This window comes from Paenibacillus sp. GCM10023250 (genome assembly GCF_042653205.1).
Taxonomy (GTDB): Bacteria; Bacillota; Bacilli; order Paenibacillales; family Paenibacillaceae; genus Paenibacillus_Z.
This window is the reverse complement of the sequence record NZ_JBHSHY010000021.1, coordinates 1-25,019: the sequence shown is the minus strand read 5'-3', so window position 1 is coordinate 25,019 and position 25,019 is coordinate 1. Positions and strand designations below refer to the sequence as shown.

General features: G+C 56.6%; 21 protein-coding genes, 1 rRNA gene and 1 pseudogene. 3 read left to right on the top strand and 20 right to left on the bottom strand.

The window, feature by feature from the left end:
* Positions 1-105: 105 nt before the first annotated feature.
* The 9 genes and pseudogenes from ACFPB1_RS16770 to ACFPB1_RS16730 form a co-directional block, all read right to left on the bottom strand.
* Complete coding sequence (locus tag ACFPB1_RS16770) at positions 106-1,509, bottom strand: extracellular solute-binding protein (RefSeq protein ID WP_379227257.1); 1,404 nt, start codon at positions 1,507-1,509, stop codon at positions 106-108.
* Positions 1,510-1,911: 402 nt separating this feature from the next.
* Positions 1,912-2,922 carry a LacI family DNA-binding transcriptional regulator gene (locus ACFPB1_RS16765; RefSeq protein WP_379227256.1) on the bottom strand — a complete coding sequence of 337 codons (1,011 nt, stop codon included), beginning with the start codon at positions 2,920-2,922 and terminating at the stop codon, positions 1,912-1,914.
* A gap of 109 nt (positions 2,923-3,031) precedes the next feature.
* Positions 3,032-6,082, bottom strand: a complete 3,051-nt coding sequence (locus ACFPB1_RS16760) for a CBM35 domain-containing protein (protein WP_379227255.1) — start codon at positions 6,080-6,082, stop codon at positions 3,032-3,034.
* Positions 6,083-6,324: 242 nt separating this feature from the next.
* Positions 6,325-7,026, bottom strand: coding sequence for an RNA polymerase sporulation sigma factor SigK (gene sigK / locus ACFPB1_RS16755; RefSeq protein WP_379227254.1), 702 nt, complete (start codon positions 7,024-7,026; stop codon positions 6,325-6,327).
* Positions 7,027-7,276: 250 nt separating this feature from the next.
* On the bottom strand, positions 7,277-7,939 hold the full coding sequence (gene rpiA, locus ACFPB1_RS16750) for a ribose-5-phosphate isomerase RpiA (protein WP_379227308.1): 663 nt from the start codon (positions 7,937-7,939) through the stop codon (positions 7,277-7,279).
* Between the two features lie 130 nt (positions 7,940-8,069).
* Entirely contained in the window at positions 8,070-8,837 is a 768-nt protein-coding gene (locus ACFPB1_RS16745) for a DUF3891 family protein (protein ID WP_379227253.1), read from the bottom strand.
* A 92-nt stretch (positions 8,838-8,929) separates the two neighbouring features.
* Positions 8,930-9,142 (bottom strand): annotated as a pseudogene (locus ACFPB1_RS16740) (GNAT family N-acetyltransferase); the annotation flags it as partial.
* Between the two features lie 15 nt (positions 9,143-9,157).
* On the bottom strand, positions 9,158-9,694 hold the full coding sequence (locus tag ACFPB1_RS16735; protein ID WP_379227252.1) for an NUDIX hydrolase: 537 nt from the start codon (positions 9,692-9,694) through the stop codon (positions 9,158-9,160).
* A gap of 99 nt (positions 9,695-9,793) precedes the next feature.
* Positions 9,794-10,258 (bottom strand): GNAT family N-acetyltransferase, encoded by a 465-nt coding sequence (locus ACFPB1_RS16730; protein ID WP_379227251.1) that lies wholly within the window; start codon positions 10,256-10,258, stop codon positions 9,794-9,796.
* An 89-nt stretch (positions 10,259-10,347) separates the two neighbouring features.
* Here ACFPB1_RS16730 and ACFPB1_RS16725 point away from each other — a divergent pair, with 89 nt between their 5' ends.
* Positions 10,348-10,611: a hypothetical protein gene (locus ACFPB1_RS16725; protein ID WP_379227250.1), complete on the top strand. Its 264-nt coding sequence runs from the start codon at positions 10,348-10,350 to the stop codon at positions 10,609-10,611.
* A gap of 92 nt (positions 10,612-10,703) precedes the next feature.
* Here the strand turns inward: ACFPB1_RS16725 and ACFPB1_RS16720 are convergent, their stop codons facing one another.
* From ACFPB1_RS16720 to ACFPB1_RS16685, 8 genes are all read right to left on the bottom strand, one after another.
* A complete protein-coding gene (locus ACFPB1_RS16720) occupies positions 10,704-11,213 on the bottom strand; it encodes an RDD family protein (protein WP_379227249.1) in 510 nt (169 codons plus the stop codon).
* A gap of 36 nt (positions 11,214-11,249) precedes the next feature.
* Positions 11,250-11,894, bottom strand: coding sequence for a hypothetical protein (locus tag ACFPB1_RS16715; protein WP_379227248.1), 645 nt, complete (start codon positions 11,892-11,894; stop codon positions 11,250-11,252).
* Positions 11,895-11,950: 56 nt separating this feature from the next.
* Positions 11,951-12,322, bottom strand: a complete 372-nt coding sequence (locus ACFPB1_RS16710) for an iron chaperone (protein WP_379227247.1) — start codon at positions 12,320-12,322, stop codon at positions 11,951-11,953.
* Positions 12,323-12,510: 188 nt separating this feature from the next.
* The gene (locus ACFPB1_RS16705; RefSeq protein ID WP_379227246.1) at positions 12,511-13,269 is read right to left on the bottom strand and encodes a YjgB family protein; all 759 of its coding nucleotides are present in this window, start codon (positions 13,267-13,269) and stop codon (positions 12,511-12,513) included.
* Positions 13,270-13,465: 196 nt separating this feature from the next.
* The gene (locus ACFPB1_RS16700; RefSeq protein WP_379227245.1) at positions 13,466-17,881 is read right to left on the bottom strand and encodes an S-layer homology domain-containing protein; all 4,416 of its coding nucleotides are present in this window, start codon (positions 17,879-17,881) and stop codon (positions 13,466-13,468) included.
* Between the two features lie 485 nt (positions 17,882-18,366).
* Positions 18,367-19,473: a Gfo/Idh/MocA family protein gene (locus ACFPB1_RS16695; protein WP_379227244.1), complete on the bottom strand. Its 1,107-nt coding sequence runs from the start codon at positions 19,471-19,473 to the stop codon at positions 18,367-18,369.
* Positions 19,474-19,497: 24 nt separating this feature from the next.
* A complete protein-coding gene (locus ACFPB1_RS16690) occupies positions 19,498-20,661 on the bottom strand; it encodes a UxaA family hydrolase (protein WP_379227243.1) in 1,164 nt (387 codons plus the stop codon).
* Between the two features lies 1 nt (position 20,662).
* Positions 20,663-20,986, bottom strand: a complete 324-nt coding sequence (locus ACFPB1_RS16685; RefSeq protein WP_379227242.1) for a UxaA family hydrolase — start codon at positions 20,984-20,986, stop codon at positions 20,663-20,665.
* Between the two features lie 164 nt (positions 20,987-21,150).
* On the opposite strand from ACFPB1_RS16685, the gene ACFPB1_RS16680 reads away from it, so the two are divergent.
* Positions 21,151-22,011, top strand: coding sequence for a helix-turn-helix domain-containing protein (locus tag ACFPB1_RS16680; protein WP_379227241.1), 861 nt, complete (start codon positions 21,151-21,153; stop codon positions 22,009-22,011).
* A gap of 244 nt (positions 22,012-22,255) precedes the next feature.
* Here ACFPB1_RS16680 and ACFPB1_RS16675 read toward each other — a convergent pair whose 3' ends face one another.
* Both ACFPB1_RS16675 and ACFPB1_RS16670 read right to left on the bottom strand, forming a co-directional pair.
* The gene (locus ACFPB1_RS16675; RefSeq protein WP_379227240.1) at positions 22,256-23,242 is read right to left on the bottom strand and encodes a Gfo/Idh/MocA family protein; all 987 of its coding nucleotides are present in this window, start codon (positions 23,240-23,242) and stop codon (positions 22,256-22,258) included.
* A 109-nt stretch (positions 23,243-23,351) separates the two neighbouring features.
* Positions 23,352-24,308, bottom strand: a complete 957-nt coding sequence (locus ACFPB1_RS16670; RefSeq protein WP_379227239.1) for a 3'-5' exoribonuclease YhaM family protein — start codon at positions 24,306-24,308, stop codon at positions 23,352-23,354.
* A gap of 208 nt (positions 24,309-24,516) precedes the next feature.
* On the opposite strand from ACFPB1_RS16670, the gene ACFPB1_RS16665 reads away from it, so the two are divergent.
* The gene (locus ACFPB1_RS16665) at positions 24,517-24,702 is read left to right on the top strand and encodes a Spo0E family sporulation regulatory protein-aspartic acid phosphatase (RefSeq protein ID WP_379227238.1); all 186 of its coding nucleotides are present in this window, start codon (positions 24,517-24,519) and stop codon (positions 24,700-24,702) included.
* A gap of 141 nt (positions 24,703-24,843) precedes the next feature.
* Here ACFPB1_RS16665 and ACFPB1_RS16660 read toward each other — a convergent pair.
* A 23S ribosomal RNA gene (locus tag ACFPB1_RS16660) occupies positions 24,844-25,019 on the bottom strand; the annotation flags it as partial.

Sequence of the window (25,019 nt, the reverse complement as noted above, 5' to 3'; positions counted from 1 at the left end):
AACATCCCCTGCCCTGATCCTTAGAGTGTTCGGCATATGAAGAGATCCCTATCCTCATCACGAAGAATAGGGACCCCAGTTTGTGATATGAAGCTGATCGTGCCCCTACTTGGAATCCTGCCCGAATTTATCCACTTTCGCCTGCAGCACCGGCATGATTTGCGCAACGCCTGTTGCAGCGGTTATTTTGCCTGCGGCAATATCGTTAGCAAGCGGGTTATAGTTCTCTTCGAAGTTATAGGCATTGTAACGTCCAAACTCCATGATGGATAACGTAGCCAAAGCATTGTTAATGGATTCCTCGTTCAGGAAATACGTTTCGGCCCATTCCCGGTCGCTTTGTTCAATGTTCCAATCCTGCAGATCCTCCCAAATCTTATAGACCGCCTTCGGATTCTCTACACCCTTCGGAATAAAGTTCATATGGAATTGCGACATGCCCACCTTAAATCCTTTCGCTTTAGGTCCTTGAGGGAAATGTACGAAAACGTATTCATCTTTCATTTGATTCTGGAGGCGCGAACCCGCTTCCCATATTCCGCCAGGATACATCGCGGCTTGACCTTCCTTGAAATATTTGGCTGGGTCTTCCCAGTCATTGCCCTCATTGCGTTTAACCACTTTATACTCGTTATAAAGCTTGCTCATCATATCTAGACCTTCAATCGCATTAGGCGAATCCAGAAGAAATTTTTTCGTTTTTTCGTCAAAGGCCATCGTATCGTTCGAATAAATCAAGGAAAGTCCTAAAACATTCGGTGCTGCTGCGATTCCCCACTGATCGGGTTTCCCGTCGCCGTTCGTATCCACCGTTAACTTCTTGGCGTAATCAATAAAGGTATCCCAGTTCCAAGTGCCTTGATCTTGCGCTTCCGCAGGAGTCGGCACGCCCGCTTCCTCGAAAATACGTTTATTATAGTACATTCCTGTATTATCAAATAACGCTAAAGATTTATTAAACCCGTAGGCCTTCGAGGTTTGATAGCTGCCCGCATCAATAACCTCGTCCGGCATCTTGCTTTCCGTTCGAACGTCCATGAAATCATCCAAAGCCGTAAAATAACCGCCTTGCAATAATCCTGCTATCAGATAATCAGGCACTAACACGACATCCGCAAAAGGCTTGCCGGCCATGACGGTAGAAGAAAGCTTTTCCGCCGTCTGGTGATAGTCCTGATTGACATATTTGATTTTGACGTTGTACTTTGCTTCCACTTCCTTCTGCCGCTCCAGAGCCCGTTCGCCTTCAGGCGTATCGGCATTCGGGGTACCATCCCACCAGGCCGAGAATAAAATCTCTCTACCGCCCAAATCGTATTTCTCCTCTTCGACAGGCGCGGGTTCTTCACTTGGCTGTTCCGTTTCGGCAGTTGCCGGTTCAGTGCTTTCGTTACTGGCAGCCGGGCTTGGTGAAGGCTGAGAATTTCCATTACCGCTCGAGCATGCCGCCAAAGCAAAAATAAGTACGAATAAGGTAGAAATGATGGCTAAATGTTTCGTCCTCTTCATGGATATACACCCCTGTTTTATCAAAATTGAGATGAGTATAGCGCTTACATTTCATTTCTTTAAAAAAATCAAACTCGACTACATGGAACTCACCTCCTCTTTGGTTACCGGAAACACGTTCAGAGAAAACGACTGATGTAGATCAAGATGATTGGATTTTCATTTTGATAAATTAATTTCACTAAAACAAAATACCGAATCATTTCGAACATCTTGCTTTCAGTGAATTTTATTAGGTTAATATTTACTGTATTTTTACTACTGCTTCATAATATCAGACAGCCCAAATAATATCAACCACTTTTTTACTTTTTTGGCTTGGGCTATTCCGCCTTTCGGACGCACAAAAAAGCAGGGTACAGAACCATCTGCACCCTGCTTTTAAAGTCGATCGTCATCCATTTAGGATAAATGAAATCCGCAGCTCTCACGGATGATCAGCTTCTCCGGAATCGTCACTTGCACGGGGATTTCTCTGCCATTAATTTGATCCAATAATAACTTGACGGCCATTTTGCCCATCATTTCCGACTGTACCTTTACCGTAGTAAGAGGCGGATTCACGTAGGCGGACATCGGAATATCATTGAAGCTCACCACCGCCATATTCTCAGGCACGCGGATTCCCTCTTCCTGCAAAGCCCGGAGCGCTCCGATGGCTAACGAGTCACTGCCAAAGAAAAAAGCGGTCGGAAGACTCCCCTTGGCGATCATTTGCTGCATCGTATTGTAGCCCGCCGTCGTATACCAGTCTCCGATGTAGATATGCTTTGGATCGAAGAGTCCGTGCTCCTTCATGATGCGCTCATAATAATGATGACGCTCATCCTTGCCGTAGGACTGCCTGCCGCCCATGTAGCCGATTTCTTTATGGCCCAGTTTGATCAGGTGATCCAAGGCGAGCTTCGTCGCTCTTTCGAAATCGACGACCACCGAATCGTAGGTTTCATAATCCGGAGAGTAATCGACGAATACAAGATGATCGACCTGATGAATGATAGGCGTAATATTATCGAGGTTGCCGCCAATGACGATGGCCCCGTCAACATCGTTAATGACGAGATCGGGATTGCCGTATTGCGATAAGCGCAGCACCTTCGTTGTCGTGATCCCGGCCGCGATGCACTCTTTTTCAATGCCTTCCCTTATCGAGCTGAAGTAAACATCGCCTTCTTCTTGCTGCTCCGTAAGAAAGATGATCGTCCCAATACTGGCATCGTTGCTAACCGCGATCGTATTTTTCCCTTTGCGCTCTCGCGGCGTTTTATAATTAAGCTCCTCGGCAATCGCCAATACACGCTGACGCGTCTCCTCGGATACGGAGAAGCTTTGATCACGGTTTAACACGCGGGAAACGGTAACACTGGACACTTTCGCTTTAGTCGCTATATCACGTATGGTCGCCACTTTCATTCCCCATTCAATTATTTACTAAAATCATACTTATGAACTATAGTAGCAGTGCATGGGCGTGATTGCAATAAAGGAAGCCTCCGGCAATACGGAGGCTTTCGCTTTGGGTTTACCCTTTTCCGCCATGCGGCTTAACGGTAATTTTCAATAACTTGGATTGCGCACCGTCCAAATTTACCGCTAACAGCCCTTCATTCTTATACGAGGTATTGGTCCATAGATCGGTTACGGTATAAGCCGCGGCGCCCGTAATGCCGGCTCGCGACAGATCGATTGTTTTGGTCGCAGGATTCGTACTGTAATTAAATACGGCTAAATAATAATCATGTTTATCCTGAAGAATGAATAGATCCGCCGCAGCCGTTCCCGTATTGCCTTCTACCGGCCGGAAAGCCTTCCCTTTCAGGGCTACCGCATTCACTTGCGGATTGGTTAGCAGCGTCTTCATATATTGCTGGGCAGTCGGATCATTGACATCGTCGGAGTTCAAGAACACCGTCCCTGAAATAGCCGCAGCATTCACGCGTGTCTGCGCGGCAGCCATGGAACCGCCCTTGGCCAGCGTCATGTAATCGGGATCCGTATAAGGGTAAATCGTGCCGTTTTGCCACCAGCCGTACGTTAAATTATTGAGCTGGAATTCCGTTGAGCCAAGCGAACCGTCGATGTCGCACGAGATCCGCCTCGAATGAGCATATTGGCTCGGGAAGAGGGGAGAGATGGATTCGCTGATAAACATTTTGCCATCCAGCACTTCATTGATCAGCGCCAACCCTTGATTGTAGGCTTGAATCCCCGTCTTCACATTCGGATCATAATGTTTTCCTTCTAACGAAGCGTGGGTCAGAAAATCGATCTTAATATATTCGAACCCCAGATCAAGAAAATATTTATAATGCTGCCTAATGTATTGCTTGGTGCCTGGGTGGGTAGGATCGATTGCGTAACCGCCATCTACTTTAGGAAGAATATGTCCATCATCGTCTCTGAGCACAATGTCGCCATACGTATATTGGCCATCGGTGCCAGGAACAACTTGATTCATATTGTCCCCCCAATAGACGAACGGTCCATCATAAATACCAGGCTTCTGCCCGTTCTTGCGGATGATCGACACGACATCCTGCAGCTGTTGCGGCGTCAGCCAATCCCAATAGGAATCGAGATTGATATAGATATTGCCCTTGTTGGTAAAGCTGTTGTTTTGCAAATTAGCCTTGAAGAAATTCGACACATCGACCACCTTGTCGTAGCTCAGGGTACCGCCGTACGCCCCCCAGCTGTTCCAACCGACAGGCACGCCTTTCGGGATGTTGCGGCCAAAGTCAAGCGGAGGCGCCACTGCCGCATTAGCCTGACCGAAGCCTTCCAGGCCGTCCCGGTAATCGTCATAATAACCGACGAAGATTTGCGGAGAGGTAAGCTTCGCTCCTGTTATTGTCCCATGCGGCAGTGTATCATGGGTTACTTTCGTCGACGTAAACCCTCCGAATACCTTCAGCTGATTGAGCCGATCATCGGATCCGCTCCAGGAGATGCCGGTTTTCCATGTATCATGCGTAATCGATCCGATAAGGAGTCCATTCCTGCTCTCATTATCATAAATGGCCGTTAGTTCAGAACTGATATAACTGCTCGTGTTTAAAAACGTGTTAATCGTCCGCGACTGATATCTGGACCACATATCGTTATCATAAGGAACGACCAGCACTCGGTTATCCGCATAGCTGCCGATGTCGACGCCGCCCTTCGCATGGATGACAATCGGAGCCATATTATTCGTGCTTATTGGGGTCTCGCTTTGTATTTCCTGGCTGGTGACGAAATACGGCTGACGCTCATAAATATGATAGATTTGCTTCATCGACGGCAAACCGGCCTGCTTGTTATCAAATACAACCTTTATCCCCTTGCCATGGTTGTCTTTGATCTTCTCAATGCAGCTCATGGAGAAGCTATGCTCGGAGTAATCCGTGCTGGATACGGACTGATCCAGCTCCGCGCTGCTGTAAATGCCGGTTGCAACCACCTTGCCGTTCCACTCGTAGGCCGCTAGGCCGGTGTTCGTATTGTAAATCACTTTGTATGCAGCATTGGTGATCGTTACCCCGTTCTTATGCTGCGTAACAAGGATGGGTCCGAATTTTTTGGAGCTGACAGGAGCGCCAATATCGCCTATCTCGCCCCCATTGTCGGGGATTTCACCCTGATTATCCGAGAAAACAAGCTCGATCTTGTCGAGGTCGGGGCCCCATCCCCCGTTATCATCGAATTTAATCGTGTTGCTCCCTGCCGTCAGCGAAACTTCCATCTCGTAGGTGCCGAGCGTATCCCAATTCGCCGTGGTCGGGAGGGTAAAGATCTCCGGTTCTCCACCATTGACCGTCAGCCTGATCGGGTCATTATTTTGTGTAATATAGGACAGCTTCATCTTATAAATCCCAGATGCCGGCACGTTTACTTGGTTGAATTGCACGGATGATCCGTTTTTTCCGAAATCGCCTATCTTCTTCCCGCCCGAGCATCCCGTTTCGGGCTTACAATCGCGAACGGCAGAATTGCCCGTTAGCGTATTATCAGGCGACTCTGCTTCATACATGTAACTCTCGCCCGGATTGTCGGGAATATCACCCTGATTATCCGAGAGAACAAACTCGATCTTATCGAGGTCGGGGCCCCATCCCCCGTTATCATCGAATTTAATCGTGTTGCTCCCTGCCGTCAGCAAAACTTCCATCTCGTAAGTGCCGAGCGTATCCCAATTCGCCGTGGTCGGGAGGGTAAAGATCTCTGGTTCTCCACCATTGACCGTCAGCCTGATCGGGTCATGATTTTGTGTAATATAGGACAGCTTCATCTTATAAATCCCAGATGCCGGTACGTTTACTTGGTTAAATTGCACGGATGATCCGTTTTTTCCGAAATCACCTATCTTCTTCCCGCCCGAGCACCCCGTTTCGGGCTTACAATCGCGAACGGCAGAATTGCCCGTTAGCGTATTATCAGGCGACTCTGCTTCATACATGTAACTCTCGCCCGCCTCGACCGTTTCCGCAGACGGCGTCAATGTAGGCGCTTTCGCAAATGCTTGAGCTTGAAACAAGACGCTCGCCATCGCCAAAACGATCGTTACAGCACAACAGATGAATCTTCTGCTCAATCGAATACCTCCTTAATATTTTTAATAATTTAAGTGAATTTTCACTTAAACACAAAGTCATATTATCAGACCTGGATATGATTAACAAGCTCTTTTTTAACCATTCCAACCCGTTCTATTTGTTTTCCGAGCAACTAAAAAGGTTGTCTCTCGGGTCATTGAATGACCCTGTGGGACAACCCGTTTTATGATTTGAACAACAAAAAACCCATCGATGCCAGCGATGGGTTAAACAATCCGTATCACTTCTTCGCCTTATAAAACTCGTGATACAGCTTCATGAGCGCCCGCTTCTCGATGCGCGACACGTACGAGCGCGAGATGCCGAGCTCCTTGGCGATTTCCCGCTGCGTCCGCTCTTCCCCGCCGGTAATGAGGCCGAACCGGCCGACGACGACTTCCTTCTCCCGTTCGTCCAAGATGTCGAGGTTTTTGTATATTTTGCTCTTCTCGATCTTCAGCTGCACGCGATCCGCCACGTCGTCGGCCTCGGTGCCGAGAATATCGATGAGCGTGATTTCATTGCCTTCCTTATCCGTGCCGATCGGATCGTGCAGGGACACGTCCTTGCGCGTTTTCTTGAGCGACCGGAGATGCATCAGGATCTCGTTCTCGATGCAGCGCGCCGCGAACGTCGCAAGCTTCGTGCCTTTTCCCGTCTGGAAGCTCTCGATGGCTTTTATCAATCCGATCGTACCGATGGAGATTAGATCTTCGAGACCTTCGCCTGTGTTATCGAATTTTTTCACGATGTGCGCGACTAACCTTAAGTTATGCTCGATCAGCAAGTTGCGGGAACGCTGGTCCCCCTCCGCCATTAATTGCAGATGCCGCAGTTCCTCTTCTTCGGTCAGCGGCTGGGGAAACGCATTGTTTTTGACATAGGAGACTAGAAGCGTCAGCTGCTTGATGAACAGCGCGATAGCGGCAAAAAATCCAGGCATACTACGGCCACCCCCGTGATGTAATGGGCGGGCAAGATTCTGAGCCCTTCCCCGACGATTCCGGACTGTTCTACATTCTATGTGGGCGCGGGCCTAGAAGTGCCTGTACGCGAAAGGATGTTAGCGCTGGCGGCGGTTGTCGAAATGACGAAAGCCGCTCGCCGATGATCGGCGGCGGCTCACTCTCTCTCACGCCTGGCATAGACGCCGGCGCCGGAACGATCGTCCCTGCCCGCGCCTTCGGCCTTATTTACAGATATCGCGTCGTTCCCTCGCTGCTGCCGACCACGACGGTTTCGGTCATGCGCACGAACAGGCCGTGCTCCACGACGCCGGGAATGGCGTGCAGCCGCCCGCTCAGCGCCGCGGGATCCGGAATGGCGTCGAATCGGCAATCGACGATATAGTTGCCGTTGTCCGAGACGAACGGCCGGCCGTCGGCCTGGCGGATCGCCGGCTTGCAGCCCAGCGCTTCCAGCTTCCGCACCGTCAGTTCATGCGCGAACGGCACGACCTCGACCGGCAGCGGAAACGTGCCCAGCGTGCGCACGAGCTTCGATTCGTCGACGATCACGATGAACCTCCGGCTGTTCGCGGCCAAAATCTTCTCCCGCAGCAGCGCGCCGCCGCCGCCTTTGATCAGATTGAACGCGTCGTCCACCTCGTCCGCGCCGTCGATCGTCACGTCGATCGCGTCGATATCCGCGAACGGGACGATCGGAATCCCCAGTTCCCTTGCCAGCGACTCGGAGCCCTTCGAGCTCGAGACCGCTCGGATGCGCAGTCCTTCCTTGACCCGCTCCGCGATGCGATGGATGGCGAAGAACGACGTCGATCCCGTTCCGAGCCCTACCGTCATGCCGTCTTCGATATGCGTGACCGCTTCCACGGCTGCCAACTGTTTTGCATTCATGTACGTCACCTCTAGATTCATTGTTGTCATGGTTAGCCTTCCTGCTACTGCCATTGTGCATCCGATCGCAGCCGCTGGCAAGCGGAGTCCATTTCCATTCGGCAGGACGAGCGCCTGCCGCTTCGGCGCTTCAGTTCGATTCCGCGAGAAACGTCGCCTGCTGCTCCGTCCATGCCGTCCGGTCGAAGGCCGCATGCAGGCCGGCCTCCGCGATGAGCGTCTTGGGCACGTGCTTCTGCCTCACGGAGACCGTGAACGTCTCCGCGAACGGCGATGGCGCGACGCGGATCTCCCGCGGGTTCGCCCAATGCGCGACGTATTGCTCGCCGGCGGCGAGCGGCGCATCGAATCCCGCCCGGTACCACGGATGCTCGCGCGCCTTGTCGGCTCCGGGCTCATTCAAGCACACATACAGCGACAAGCCGTCGCACAGCTTCAGGATCTGCTGCTGCCGCCGTACCGCCGCCTCGTCCAGCGGGGCGAGCGCGGCGCGGATCCGCGCCTGCCGCTCGAGCTCATGCCGGCGGAACGCCGCCATCTCCGGTTGATCGGACGTCCGGATCGCCTCGAAGTTCGCGTAATGCAGGCTGCACAGCAGCGCCGCGTAGGCGTTGCCGCGTTCCGTCTCGTCGATGCCGTTGCGGTAGCAGAGCAGCTTCGGCAGCAGCGGGTAATCGATGAAGGAATACGGGGCGCCGGCACCGTCGTTCCAGATCGGCGTATCGTCCATGCTAATCCAGGCGCGGTCGTGCTCATAGACCGCATGCAGCGCGTCGTCCCGCCGCTCCTCATTCAGGAACAGGCGGGCATGGAACCGTTTGGCAATATCGCCCGACAGTTTGGCATGCTCGTGCTGGTGCGTCATGACGAAAGTTTGTTCCGTTTCGCGAATGATCACGATGGCTCACTCCTCCGGCTAATCGAATGGGATCCGATCCACAACCCGGCTTCCGACGGTGTTCCATTCCTGCCCGGCCGGCATACGACCGTTTAAGACAGGCGAAGAGCACGGCGTCCACGAACCGTCCTTCTCGTACTAATAATCGCGCATCTGCTCTCTATGCGCAAACCCGTTTTTTCCAGCATCCGTCTGGAGCGGTCGTGATCAGGGTCGATGAACGCCTCGATCTGGTTCAGCCCGAGCGCTCCGAACCCGTATGGAATCATGCGTTCCAGCGCCTCGGTCATCATGCCTTGCCGCCAATACGCTGGGCGAGTTCATACCGATTTCGGCTCGTTTTGGTTGGTTGATCTCCAGTTCGCTTGAGATAACGTCCCCGCGACCGTCCAGGTATCGTACATGCGGGTTCGCATATCCCACACGCCGCCGCGGAGCCAATCGATCGCCGTCATGACAAGCGGCGATACTTCATCGTCGTGCAAACGTGCAAGCTCCACCCAAGCCGCACCCCCCGAATCGTCGAATCCCGCAGCCGCTTCCGGCTCGCCGCCGACCCATGCCGTTTCATAAAACACGGCGATATGATGGCAGTGTGTATGGTCGAAGCCCTCCCTTCTCCAAGGGAGGACGAAATCTTTCGCGCCGATCGTCCGAATGGGCTCAATGACCGAGCCTGTTTCTTCCGAGAACTCCCGAACTAGCGCAACGAGCAGCGATTCGCTCGGTTCTACGGTCCCGCCGGGGAGATCGAAACGTCCGGCGTACGGCCCTTTTGTCTTCCGGATAACCAAAAGCCTTTGATCCCGTACGCAGACCCCGTATACGCCAAAATGTCGATGCCACATCTCTTCCATTCCTAACCTCCCGCGTTGCGATTCAAAGCAAAGCGCCCCGTTTGCCTCCGCTAAGGCATGCACCACGCATGGATCACTCGGACGCCGTGCTGCCGCCGGTTACTTCCGGGCGTTCAAATAATAATGATAAAAGCCCTCGTCCCGCACGTACCCGTTCCGTTCGTACAGCCGCTGCGCCGCGGCGTTATCGACCGCGGTCGACAGCTCCAGCCCCTTCGCGTTCGTCTGCTTGGCGTACCGGAGCGCTGCGTCTAGCAGCAGCTGGCCGATGCCCCGTTTCCGGGCATCCGGCACCACGAACAGGTCGTTCAAGATCAAGGATCTCGCCATCGAGATCGACGAATATACCGGGTAGAGCTGGGCAAAGCCGACGAGCTCCTCCGTCCGGACGTCCCGGGCGGCGAAGAGGATCGAATCCCGGTGCTCGAACCGTTCGAATAGAAAGGCGCGCGCCGCGCCGGCGTCCGAGGGCTGCCCGTAAAACGCCCGGTATTGATCGAAGACGGCTGCCAGCTCCTCCAGCTCGCCGATCGCGGCTTGGTTCACGCGAATATCGCTCGTCATCGTTATCCTCCTTTTCCGTCACCGCTTCACCAAATCTCTCGTTCGATCATCTACTAATAGGGAAGCTTGTTCGAAACGAGGTGATCGAAATGGCCCGTGCCAAAGCAGTTCGCCAAACGGATCTCGTCCTCATCAGCTGGTCCCAAAATCCGCTGGTCTCGCGTGCCCCGCGCCGGATTACCGCGCTGCGCGTCATCGGCAGCTCGTTCCCGTGTTCCGATCGGTTGACCGTCGGAACGCCGCTGCGTACGGCGCTGATCTGTCTGCTGGCCGTCGACAGCGGGTTCAATCTCGTTGTCTGGAAGCGAACGTCCAGCATCAGCGGGTACATCCTGCTGCAGCGCAAACGTTAACCGCGCCGGAGGCAGCGCAAGCGCTGCCCCCGCGCTTAGCCGCGGCTGCATCAGGTATCCAGCTTCGCGACATGACGCACCACGCCCCCCGTTCATGCCCGCTCCTTCACTCTCGTGCGCATCGCATAGTCGTGAATCGCCATCCGGCCCTTCGTCGCGAACAGGACGGCGGCGTAGATGACCATCACCGCATTCGGAATGTAGATGAGGGAAGGGTGAGCCGGCTGCTCCACGTCCCACCACGGCTCGGGCACGAGTATGATCAGATGCGTCGCTTCCCACGGCAGCAGCCGGATGCACGTCCTGCCGAGCGCCCGCAGGAAGCCGACGGCCGCCCCGCGCTCGGCGGTCACGACTTCCAGGCGAAGCAGCCGTTTGCCCAGCGTCCGCCGCTGCCAGGTCTCGCATACGATAAAATACGCCCATACCGGGAGCGACATGGACCCGAGTACCCACGCTTCGATCTCATAGCCGCGGTCCAGACGATCGAACGGGAACCCGCCCGTCGCCCGATAGATGACCGCCTGCAAACCGACGAGCACACCGGCGAGCACGACAAAATCCAGCCAATACGCGATTAACCGCCTTAATGCAAATTTCATCGGAGCCTCCTTGAAGCCGCTTGATCGCAGCGCCGGTTATGAATGGGAAGCATGATGCTCCCGCTCCCTCATGAGGTCTCTGAACGCCAGGGACGTCTCGCGGATAAAAGCCATCACCGCCTCCAACCGAAAGTAGACCGGCTGCACGCGGGGTTCATGATCGCCGTTTCGGAGCCAGCCGAGCTTCATCTCGCGGTATTGCGTCACTTCTTGCCGCGTCAGAAACGGTGCGATGGCATAGCCCCGGGCGGCTGCGAGTTTCGCCAAGTGCGCCTCGGCGCCGGGCAGCGACCGGAGCAGCCCGAATTCCGTCTGGCTGACTTCCTCGTTATAGCGCCGGCGAATCTCGTCCCGGCCGCCAGCGAATTGCCGCTCGAACTCCGCGTACATCGTCTCCGTCCAACGCACATCCGTATAAATATGCGAGAAATAGCCCAGCACGAAATCCTTCCACGACGGCTCCGGACGCAGCGGCAGATAGGCCAGGTACGCCTCCATAATCCTTTCCTGCGACGGCAAGCTTCCGTTCCGGACGAGGTGCGTTACGCCCTTCTCTTCCCGGGAAACTTGCCCTCTCGCATGAATCGCATCGGGCGCGATGCACCCCAGCAAGAGCTCCGGGCTCGGATCGCCGCCGGCGAGTTCGTTCGATATCGCCATGTGAACCATGGGCCAAGGCATGGTCGAACCTCCTTTCTCGCAGTACGGTTACCGGGCGAAGGCGCCCCGTCCTCGCTTTATTTCCTCCAAAACGTCGAACAGTCTTCCTTATCGCGGATATTAAAGGCCATGATCTGCTCCAACAAGGCGAAATCGACCGGCTGGTCCCACCGGATTCGGATCAGCCCCTTGGTCGTTTCATAGCCGGCCTGCGCGATCTCATCGGCAAACGCCAGCATTGCGGCATTCTCGGGCGCGACCGCGAGATGGGTCTTGGCGGTGCTAAACCCGATGATGAAAGTGCCGTGATCGGCGAACATGGGCTGATTCCACTTGACGAGGGGGACTAGCCGCGGAAATTTCTTCGCCGCGAAGTCCAGCACGTCTCTCGTCCGGGCCTGATGCTGCGGGTACTGAATGCCCGCGAGATAACCTTCGAATGGCTCCATGGCGTGCCTCCTCTGGCATGGCGTGGAACGTCTTCGTCCACGCGTGTCGTCTGTCGCTTGAATAAGTACGACCATTATAGCAGACCGACTAATGACTGGAAACGAAAATCGCTGCCGGAAGATCGGCCGTCGAAAACCGACAAAAAAGGAGATTTCTCGCGCCATGCCCGAAGAAATCTCCTGCTGTTTTACCCTGCCATATTATTAATGGTATCCGCCGGCGCGTACACCGAGATATGGTCCACCTTGCCCGTGCCGGCCGGGATGATGAAGCGCAGCTCGAACGTCTTATTCGCGTCGTACGTGTAGATCGTGTCGGTGCCGTTCTTCGTGACCCCATCGGCCTTGCCGAGGGCGGCTTCGATCTGCTTCAGCGTGATGGTCCGCAGCTCCGGCGCGTCGGAACGGACGTCGAAAATTTGGCTGCCCTTGTTGAAGCCGATGACCGCATGCTTCTTCGCATAGGTGGCGTAGAAGCCTTTGCCGGCAAAATCGGTCTTGTCGGACTTGCCCCAGTCCTTCTCGACGTCGTCGATCAAGCCCGTGTCCGCCGCGAACGGGATGCCCTTCACTTTACCGGCCTTCGCCAGCTCCAGCATGGCTTTGATCGTCGCGCTCGTTTGGCTGTCGGCGCTCGGCGGCTCCGGCTCGCTGCCCGAGGTACCGCCGCCCGTATTGCCTGACGGCGCATTCGAGCCGCTGCCGGCCGCGTCGCCGCCGGTATTCGAAACATCGCCCGTATTGTCGGCATCCCCTTGGTTCGTATTCGTGCCCGTATCCGTGCCCGTATCCGTATTCGGCGAATCCGCCGGAGGCGTGACGTCGTTTTGCGAGGCGTTGTTCGACTCGTTCGCCGCATTGCCGCCATGGGAACAAGCGGACAGCAGCATGGCGCCGGTCAGCAGAATCGCGACGGCCAGCCGCTTGACGATTGGTTTCTTCTTCATTCAGCTCATCTCCAGTAAATCGTGAATTAGGGACTACACCCTCTAAACGAGCTCGTTCATGAAATTGTTTCAACCGTTAACTTGCGCCGGAAAATGTCGGGCTATTCCAAGACTGCGCCCGGTCCTTGCGCAAGCAAAAACGGGAAGCGCAATTTGCGCCTCCCGCTTCTGTGGTTCACCAAGCCGAATCTTCGATTTACTTCATTTCAAGCCCAAGGTCCAAGCAAGCATCCAGCGCCCGCAGAATGAGCGCGACCGACTCTTCGCGCGTCGCGTTCGCGTTCGGCGCGAAGGTATGCTCAGCCTTGCCCTTAACGACGCCCGCTTCCGTCAAGGCCGCGATCGCCGGTGCCGCCCAGTGGCCGTTCACGTCCGTGAACGGGCTGTCTCCGGCAGCCTTGCCGAAATCGATGACCCGCGCCAGAATCGTAATCATCTCGGCGCGCGTGATCGGCTGGTTCGGCCGGAAGCTGCCATCGCTGTACCCGTTAATGAAGCCCAGCGCTTCCAGCGCGCTGATGGCGCCATGCGCCCAATGATCGCCGCTCACGTCGGTGAACGCGACTGGCGCCGCTTCGCTGAGGCCCAGCGCTTTCGCCAGCATCGCGGCGAATTCCGCGCGCGTTACGTTCTTCTTCGGCTGGAACGAACCGTCCTTGAAGCCTTCCACGAATCCGGCTTTCGCCGCCAAGGCGATCATCGGCGCGCTCCAAGAAGCAGCAGGCACGTCGCCGAAGGCGACCGCCGTCGTGTCGGCCAATGCTTTGCCGATGCGCTCCTTCACGGATGCTCCGTCAACAGCGTCATTCAGCACCGGCGTTTCCGGCGTCGGCTTCACATTCTGATCCGGATCGTCCGTTGCCGGTGGCGCCGGCGGCGTAATGATCGTGCCGGGACCGCCGCCCGAGCTTGCCGGAGAAACCGTAATCGTCAAGTACTCGTTGAAGCCCCAGTAATATACGTGCAATTTCGCGGTACCCGCTTTGACGGCAGTGACGACGCCGTCCTTGCTAACCGTAGCCACGTCCGGATTTTTCGATTCGAACATCGCGAGGCCCGTTGCGTCGACTTCGCTCATATCGCTCATCGTCGCGGTCGCTTTCAATGCCTGCGTATCGCCGACCGTCATCGATTTCAGATCCGGCGTGATGGTCAAGCCCGTTGCGAAGAGCGCCGAGTCCGAATACTTGGCGATCACCGGAATGGTTACCGGGATGCCCTTGTACACACCGTAGACGTTCGTGCCGCCTTTACGGTTCGTCCGCGTAATCTTGCCGTCTTCCGTCAAGTCGGCGACCGTCGAATCGTCGCTGAACCACGTCAGATCGGCATTGTCCAGCGTCTGCACGGTCGCGTCGCTGTAGATGGCTTTGACGACCGGCACGACCGGCTGGTCCTCGGCGTCATCGAACATGTAATACGTCGGGTCCGCGACAAGGGTCATGATTTTCGGCTTGATCGGGTTTTTCGTAACCGTTACGTCAAATTCGATCGTATGGCCGAAGTAGGTGCCGGTGACCCGCGTCGTGCCTTCTTTCGAGCCGGCTACGAAGCGGACGTACGGCTGTTCGTCATTTACCAAGACAAGCTCTGGATCCTCGATCTGCCAGTCGACGAACCCGGGCAGCGGTCCTACTTGCGGCTGGCCGGCTTGATCCGTAACCGATTCGTTCAAGCCGACAAGCGTCGATCCTTGCGGGTGTACCTCGACGCGATAGACGCCGTCTTCTTGATCCGTGTCGGCTTCGAGCCCTTGCAAATCAACAACCTCAAAGTGAAGCGTACGTGTGTAAGTCACGCCGTATTGCTCGTACGTGAAGACGGCATCGGTCTCGCCCGTTGCCAAGGCCTCGAAGCCGCTGTCGTCGTTAACCGACACGATGCCCGGCTGCGAGAAGGTCCATTGGCCGCCTTCCGCCGGGTAGGTATTGCCCGTCGTATCGAGAGCGAACGGAATTAACTCGTACGGAGATTGGCCCTTGTACAGCCTGAACGTAGCGCCGTCGAAGTACCAATTGAAATCGGACGTCCGGAAACCGAAGTCGAGCACGTCGGGCTCACCTGGCTTTTCGGATACGGATACGTTAATAATGGTCGGCGTAAAATCGCCGTAGCCGACGGTCAGCGTCGTGCGGCCGAACTTCTGGTAGGCTTCATCCGGGTTAACGTTCCCCGTCGATTTGCCAAGGATGCTGACGGCGCTGTCCTTCTTCACCACATCGGCAATTTCCGTGTCATAGACCGACCAGTCCGCTTGGCTGCTCACGTCCTCCGTCGTGCCGTCGCTCTTGATGGCGATCAGTTGGACGGGATATTCGGCGCCTTTCTCAACCAAGACCTTCGTCGTCGACAGCAGCAGCGCGTCGATCGTCGGCTCCGCCGCGGCGCCTGGGTCCGCCATCCGGACGTCGGAGGAGAAGTCGCCGTCCTTGACCGTAACCCGTACCGCGACGACCGCGCCGTCCAATGCCAAATGCACGCGGGTCGAGCCCGGCGCGACCGGCGTCAGGACGCCGTTCTTGACCGTCACGACGCCGGCATCCTGCGTCGTCCACTTGCCTTTCGCGGTGACATCGGCGTTCGTGCCGTCTTCATAAGCGGCTTGCACGGTGACCGCGCGAGCACCGCCCGTCGCGTCCAGCGTCACTTGCGGCTCGCTTACCGTGACGCCCGTGATGCGCTTCGGTGCCGCTTCCGGTTCGGATGGCATGCCTTCGGATGCGCCTACCTCGATATCGACCTTTTGCACCTGGCCGCCGTATACGACCTCAATAGTTGCCGTACCTTTGCCGACCGCCGAAAGCTCGCCCTTCCGGTTGACGGAGACGACCCGCGGGTTAGCCGAGCGATAGGCAGCCACGAGCGTCTTGTCCGCCTGTTTGCCGTCCGACATGACCGCTTCGACCGACAAGGCGGCCTGCTTTCCGATTTGCAGGTTCAGGGAACCCGGGGTAACGGTTAACGAAGTCGCCGTCTTCGGTTCCGCCTGCTTTACGATGACCGGGATGATGACAACCTGTTCGTTATAAACTGCCCCGATAACGGCCGATCCCGCGGATTCCGCGACGATGGTGCCATCGTTGTCCCGGTAAGCGACCGACGGGTCGGACGCGAGCCAAGCGTCGTCGGCGATTTGGGACGTGACGTCATCGACCGTGCCGTCATTGTTGATCGCCTTAATGCTCGGCGCTTGAACGGGCTTGCCGTCCTGAATCTCCACATAGGCCGGCTCGGCTACCAGATGCAGCACCTGGGTTGTGGCCGCTTCCTTCGTCACCGTCACTTGGATCGTAATCGGCTCGAACGCTAAATAACGGCCGGTGATTGTCGTCGTGCCTTCTTTCGCGCCCGCGAAAATGAGTCCGGTGTCGTTGATCGTCGCGATCGATTTGTCGCCGACGGTCCATTCGATATCGCCCGTGACGTCGTCCTCGTTATAGTTCTGGCCGCTCCGCGGGTCCTCGGAGTATACGCCCATGATCGAGATTTCCTGATAGCTCCGCGGCGGGAGCGTTACAGGGGTGTTGAGGTCAATCTGCTCCTGCTGCGGCGTGAAGCGTTCCAGCTTGAACGGGCCGCCGACGAATACTTGAATGGACGTGACGAGCAAGCCGTCATCGTAGCCTTCTTCGCCTTCATTGCCGGTCGGCGCCGTGTATTTATACTCGAAGTAGACGTAAGTCATCCCTTTGCCAACCGGCGTAATGACGCCGTTCGCGTCGACGGTGGCCACGGACTCGTTTTCCGAGTACCATTTGCCGAGATCCGTCACTTCGTACCGGTCCTGATCGGGGTATTCCAGATCCGCGTGTATCTTATGCGGCTCGTCGGTTTCCATCAGCTTCAGGACGTCCTCCGAGAGCAGGAGGCCGAACATTGGCAGCGGGATTGGATCCTTCTGCACGGTGACGGCGATCGATAGCGTCGGCATCGTGCCGTATTTGACGCGGATGAACGTCGATGCGCCGGCCTTGACGCCTTTAATCACGCCGTGCGACACGGTGGCGATCGCAGCGTCGTCCGTGCTCCAGACGGCATCGGCCGTAATGTCTCGCGTGGCGCCGTCCGAGAACGTTCCGCTCAGATGAACCGGATAGTTCGTATCCGCTTCGACGAACACGTTCAGCGTCGACAACAGGAACGTGACGAGCGTCGGCTCCGCAGGTTCCGGCGTACCAGCCGAGGCGTCCGGCGTGACGGTGACCGGCACGTTCACGACGGCGTCGCCGAGATTCAGGCGCACTTCCGCCGTGCCGGTGGCTTTCGCCGTAATGACGCCGCGGTCGACGACAGCGATCGCGGGATTCGTCGACGTCCACACGCCCTGCGTCGTCACGTCTTTCGATGATCCGTCCTTGTAAGTTGCTTTGACCGTGATCGCATGGCTGGCATCCGGCAAGGCGATCGTCACGTTCGATTCGCTTGGCGTCAACGCATCGAACTGCGCAGACGCGGCATCTTGAACGGCCGGTTGACCGGCACCTGGTTCCGGCTCGATGCCGATACCCGTACCCGGCGACGCATTCGCCATGCTGCCGAATAACGAACCGGCGAGCAAAGCGAATGCGAGCATGAAGGATAAAACTTTTGTCACAACCTTGCGATGATGCATAACGTTCCTCCTAATTTTTGTTTGTTTATATGAAACCATTTTCATAGAAGGTCATTCCATTAAAAATGGTTCATAGTCCGTTTCGCTTCTTGTGTCCAGTTGACTTCTTCTATCACGTCATGTTAGATTTAAATATTTATCGTATGTACAATTTTCCGACATTAATTCAGATCGATAATACGTGATCGTTATTATAAAATCAATAATAACTTTGCTAATAAATATTAATTAATTGCTTTAGGCCTAGTATTTCGTGATATTACAGGGTATTTAGACCTAATTTTATTTAAATTATTTGTTATTTATTAACGTTATTTCGGAAAAATGTCCGAAATCGCGACTCAGGTGTCACGGCACGAACCGGAGGCCGAATGACCGTTCAATGCTTGGCAGCGACCGGCTGCGCACACCTCCATGCCATACCAAAAAAAAGGAAGCGCATCTGCGCTTCCCTTCCATGTCCCGCCTTCCGTCCAGGCGGCGTTTTAGCGTTGGCCGGCGATTTCCGCGAGCGTCACGGGCCGATTTTCCTGCATCGACAAGTACGCGCCGAACACCATTTGCATCGTTTTCAGGTTATCCGCCACGCTGTTCTCCGGTTCGCGCTCTTCCTCGATAGCGCGCATCAGCTCGCCCATCGTGCCCATGAAGGCATGCGGGAACCATTTGCCGTGCAGCCGCGGGTTGAACCAATAATCCTCGTGGATCGCGCGGGTGTGGAAGCTCAGCGTATCCTCCCGGCCGACCGGGTAGTTGTACAGCGAGCCATTCGTGCCCTTGATAATGCCTTCCGTGCCTTCGAACCGGTAGGTGGCGAACCAATCGTCTTCGCCTGCGATGTGATTGTGATTGTCGTGAATCAAGCCGCGCGCCTCACCCGGGAACTTGACATGCAGCAGCGTCCGCGTCTCGCCGATCGTGCGCTGGCCCGGGAACCGCGCCCCGTCCGCATAGACATATTCCGGCGTGCCGAACAGGAACCGGATCGCATCCATGTAATGAATGCTGTGGTACATGAACTCCAGCGTCGGCATCTCCCGCAGCCAGCCCCAATTGGCGAAGTCCTGCTTGACGTTCACCTGGATCGTCGCCTGCAGCAGCTCGCCGAGCCAGCCGCGCCGGATGATCGTATGGCTCGCCCGGATGCTCGGCGACCAGCGCATCTGCTGGTTTACCGCCCCTTTGACGCCATGCTTCTCGCACGCTTCGGCGATGCGTACCGCTTCGGCATACGATTCCGCCAGCGGCTTTTGGCACAGCATGTGCTTGCCCGCCGCCGCCGCGCGTTCCGCGATGCCCGGCTGCACCTTCGCGGGTACCGCCAGGTCGACGATGCGCGCCTCGGGATCCGCCAGCAGCTCGTCCATTTCCCGGTACACCTTGCCGATCCCGAATTTCGCGGCCAGCTTCTCCGCACGTTCCCGGTTCAGGTCATAGATCCCGGCGACGCGCAGACCGCCCATTGCATATGCCGGCAAATGGCACGCTTCCACGATTTCGCCGGCCCCGACGATGGCGATGCCCATGTCTTTTTGCTGCGGCAATGCCGGACGATAGTCTAAATCCAGCCAATTGTAATTCTCCGCGCCCATGTTGGTCAGCCCCTCCGACTGTGATTACAAGCTCGGCCCGATGCGGTTAATGCTGAATTCCGTATGGCCCAGCACTTCCGCCTTCGTCCGTTTTCCTTCCGCCACTTCCACGATTTCCCGCCATATCCGCTCGCCCGCCTGCTCGAGGCCGGCGCTGCCGTCCAGCATGTCGCTGACGTCGACGTCCATGTTGTCTTCCATGCGCTGGAACATCATTTTGTTGCCCGTGATTTTGATGACCGGTACGACCGCGGCGCCCGTCGGCGTGCCCCGGCCCGTCGTGAAGCAGACGATATGCGCGCCGCCGGCCGCCATGCCGGACACGCATTCGATGTCGTTGCCCGGCGAGTCCATGAAGTACAGCCCGTGCTCCGGAATGCGTTCCGCATACTCGATGACGTCCCGGATCGGTGCTTTGCCGCATTTGCTGATGCAGCCGAGCGACTTCTCTTCGATGGTGGACAAACCGCCGGCGATGTTGCCCGGGCTCGGGTTGCCGCCGCGCATGTCCGCGCCCATCCGTTCTACTTCTTGCTCGAAGCGTTCGACGATACGGTACAGCTTGCCGGATACCTCCGGCGTCACGCAGCGTTCCGCGAGCAGATGCTCCGCGCCGATGATTTCCGTCGTCTCCCCGATGACGATAGAGCCGCCTTCCGCGATCAGCGTATCCGCCGCCGCGCCGAGCGCCGGGTTCGACGCGAGTCCGGACGTGGCGTCGGAACCGCCGCATTTAACGCCGACCTTCAATTTATTCAGCGGCACCGGTACCTTTTCCTGCTTGTCCAGCTCCGCCATCATTCGTTTCGCGAGCTGCGTGCCGTGCGCGATCGCTTTCACCGAGCCGCCGACCGACTGGATGTCGAACACTTCGACCGGCTTGCCGGTCGTGCGGATTTCCTCCGCGAGCGCGATCGGATCGACGACCTCGCAGCCGAGGCTGATGATGATCACCGCGCCGACGTTCGGATTTTTGCCCGTGCCGGCCAGCACGTCGAACGTTCGCGTCTTGTCCGCGCCGATCTGGCTGCAGCCGTGCTGATGCGGGATGGCGACCGAACCCGGCACCATGGCCATGATGCGGCTGCACACTTGGTTGGAGCAGATGACCGTCGGGATGATCAGCAGATGATTGCGGATGCCGATCTCGCCGTTCGGCCGTTCGTAACCCAGGATCGTGCTTGCCATGTCAGTTCGTCCCCTTCGCGCCGAGGTCGCCGCGTCCGCGGATTCCCTCGATATTGTGTACGTGCACGTGCTGTCCGATGGCGATCGGCAAGACCGCGCGGCCGATGACTTCCCCGTATTTGCGCACGTCGGCGCCGGCTTCGATGCTCGTCACCGCGATTTTATGCCCGAACGGGATGCCGCTTGCCGCCGTCACCTCTAGTAGCCCCGCCGCGCTGCGGTAGCTGATCGTTTCTCCTGTTTGAATCTCCCGAAGCGCCGTCGCGACGTGATCGCGCTCGTCCATGTACAGCGCGTCCGCGCCGACACTAATTGCGTGCTCCACCTGGCTCACCTTTCCTTCGTATCCTCGTCTGGACTCCCGATGTTCAGTCCGGTATAGTCTCATTATAGAGCGTAAGAAACAGCAGTAAAATTGCGAAATTCGCTGAATATATACCTTTTCTTGTACAAAATAAAGCGCTTGCGATAGAGAGGAGAGTGGCGGGCATGCATCCGATGCGCAAGCAGTTCGCCGCGAATGACGCGCTGCCGGTCGAGCTCGCGCTGCGCCGTACGAAGCACCTGCAGGCCGAATTGCCGGATCATTTGCACGACTGGCTCGAGATCATCTACGTGCACGGCGGGACCGGCTCGTTCTTCATCCATCACACGTTCTACGAAATGCAAGCCGGCGACTTGTATCTCATTCCCGGCAACACGATCCATAAGACGCTGCCGCATCCCGACGAGCCCCTCACGTCTTCGGTCGTGTTCTTCAGCGGGCAGTATGTCCAGGCTTCGTCCATCGGCCTGGATGCTTATTCCTTCCTGCAATGCTTCGATTCCGCAAGAACGACGCGCAGTTACCGGCTCGCGCTGCTCCCGGAGGATCGGGCCCGGCTCGAAGGGATGTTCGACGAGATGCATCAGGAGCTCGCAGCCCGCGAGCCCGGTTACAGACAAGCGGTTCTGCTGCAGCTGCAAACGCTCCTGCTGCACCTGAACCGCAAGATCAGCCCCGGTGCCGCGAACGTGCCCGCGAACTTCTCTAGGCCGAGCTGGCTGCAAAACGCCTTGATCGAGATCGACGTCCGGCTAGGCGAGGACATGAGCTTGCCTGCGTTGGCGTCCCAAGCTTCCATGAGCCCTTCCTACTTTTCTCGCCTGTTCAAGCAGCATACCGGGCTGAACGTAACCGAATACGTCATTGCCAAGCGCATCATGCGCGCGAAAGAGCTGCTCGCGGACACGGACCGCACCGTCGCGGAAATCGCCGCGGCCTGCGGCTTCGACAGCCTCCCGCACTTTTACCGCATGTTCAAAAAAATCGCCGGCGATACGCCGGCGCATTACAAGCGGAAGCAATAGCCGCATGACCGGCACCCGTGAACTTCCGTACATCCAGCTCCGCCGGACAAACGGCGGCCGAGCCGCCTGTTCCCGCTATCTCCCACCGCCCCGACCAAACGCAAAAAAGCTGCCGCTTGCGGAATCCTGTTCCGCGAACGGCAGCTTTTGTTAGTTAGGCTGGCGCTACTTCCCTTGCGATGTACATTCGGATAGGTACCGTACCGTACGCGCGACTAGCTCAGCGCGCCAGGCAGTGGCTCCTTTACTTCAGATCCGCCGGGAATACGAGTCCTTGCTGCTTTCTAGCCTCGTCCAGCACGTTCATGACGGCAAGCGACAGCGCGTGCGTATTGACGGACGATTCCGTCCTGCCTTCGCGAACGGCTTCCAGGAACGCGCGTGTCTCGTAGCTCATGACGAGCCCTTCTTCCGTCGCGTCGATCTCCTGCGTGCGGCCATCCCGGTAGCGAACCGTCAGCTTGCGCGGTAAATTGATGGCATCGATCGTCAGCGTGCCGTCCTCGCCCTGAATTTCCGCCGGCAGCGCCGAATTGGATATCTTGGAGTATGATATCACCGCCTCCATCTCCTTGTAGCTCGCGATCAGGCTCCCCTGCCCGTCCACGCCGGAAGCCAGCAGTGTGCCGCTGGCGGCGATGCGCTCCGGCTCGCCGAACAGCAGCACGAGCGGATAAATGCAGTACACGCCGAGATCCATCAGCGCGCCGTTCGAAAATTCCGGCTTGAACGCGTTCAGCACCTCTCCCGCTTTGTACGCATTATACCGCGAGGAATATTGGCAGTAACTCGCCGTGTAGCGGCGGATCGGCCCCAGCGTCGGCAGCAGCTCACGAATCGCTTGGAAGGCCGGCATGAACGAGCTCTTCATCGCTTCCATGAACACCACGTTCTGCTCTCGGGCTGTCCGGATGACGGCCTCCAGCTCGCGCGCGTTCGAGGCGGCCGGCTTCTCGCACAGGACATGCTTGCCCGCGCGCACGCAGGTCATTGCCTGCTCCGCATGGAACGACGTCGGCGAGGCGATATAGACCGCATCGACTTCGGGACTCGCCGCCATCTCCCCGATATCCGTGAAGGTATGAGGAATGGCGTGCTTGGCGGCAAACTCGGCCGCCCGGTCCGCGGTCCGCGAATAAACCGCCGTCAGTGCAAAGCCTTCCGTTACCCGCGCCGCCTCGATGAATTGATCCGTGATCCAGTTCGTGCCGATAATGCCAAAACGCATCATGTCGATAATATCCCCTTTCGTTGTGTTCTGTATCATGGCGTTCGCATGCAACGCCTCGTGATTTAGCCGTACTCTATGTAAGGCTTGCGATCAATCCTAACGGCCGCGGCTACAGCTTCATCCGGTAAAATGCCTTGTTTTCCAAGCCTCTCACCTGCGGCGTCCACGCTTCGTGGCTCGCGGTCGTGTCGAGCGCGTCCTCGATCATTTGCAGCTTAGCGTCCAGCGAATCGATATAGTGCAGCGCGACCGCCTCCGCGATTTGCGGTTGGACGGGGCTTCCCCACTCGCCGAGATTATGATGGGATAAGACCAAATGCTGCAGGGCCAGGACGCGCTCCGAATCCGCGGGAATGCCGGACATGAACGCGGCTTCCGCGATCCATAGCGATGCGAGCGAGATATGCCCGATCAGCTTGCCGGATTGACTGTAATCCGACACGATGCCGAGCTCCGAGACCATTTCCTCCGGTTTGGCGATGTCGTGAAGGATGATGCCCGCTTTTACGAGATCCGCGTTCAGAAACGGCCGCTGCCGGCAAATAAACTCGCCCAATTCCAGCATGCGTACGATATGGTAGGCCAATCCGGCATAATACGCGTGATGATGCGACTTCGCCGCCGGCGCATGCAGCAGCCGGTCTCCCGCTTTGTCGAGGCAGTACGCCACGATCGTGCGGATATCGGCGTCCGCGATGCCGTCCTTCGTCTCCTGAATGCGCGCCACGAGCGCGGCGGGCTCGGCCGGCGCCGCCCGCACGAAGTCCGTCAGCGACACGCCGTCCGCATCCGTCGCCTTGCGAATCCGGTTGATTTTCACCTGCAATTTCTCGCGGTACAAATGCGCATGTCCCTGCACCTTCACAAGCGTCAGCGCCTTGAACTGCTCCTTGTCGCTTTCGGAGGCGTCCCAGAGCTTGGCAGGCACTTGCCCGCTGGCGTCGGCCAGCGTCAGATTCATAAAATCTTTCGGCGGCGTCGTATTCGTCTGCTTGATCTCGCTTTCCTTGATCAGATAAAACCCGATAAACTCGCTGCCATCGCTAAGTTCTTTAATTGGCGTCATCCGTATCCCCTCCCGTATCCTGCTTACCCTGATCGACCCCATGCGAAAAAACCTCGGATAGCACTTCATCCATCATACCATGAACACAATCGACCAGTCGTCCTTCGTTGCAGCGAAAGCTGTCGAAGTTTCGGACTTTTCTTTCATGGACACTGGCTATTTGTTGGTGTAAAATTTTATCAAATACATCAAGAAGGAAGTAATCCAAATGGACCTTGCGAGCGTCAACGAACGGATCGAACTTTATCGCGGTTTGCTCAATTCCAGCGCGTCGCACGCGATGGCCTATGCCGATTTATTGAAGATCAGTCAAAAGCTCGACGAACTCATTAATCTGCATTACGCGTTATCCCTTTCCTTCCCGCATGCTGACGCAATAGCCGAGAAATGCTGACAGGCATGTCCATGATCCGCATACATTTGATCGTATATAGAAAAAGAGGGCCGTTGATTATTCAACGGCCCTCTTTTCTTGCCACCCTGAAAACTGGATACGAACCCTTGCGAAGGTCTTGCTTAGCTGATGCGATGTAGATTGGATAAGCCCTCGACCGATTAGTATTCGTCAGCTCCACGCGTTGCCGCGCTTCCACCTCGAACCTATCAACCTCGTCGTCTTCAAGGGGTCTTACTAATTGGGAAATCTCATCTTGAGGGGGGCTTCACGCTTAGATGCTTTCAGCGCTTATCCCGTCCACACTTGGCTACCCA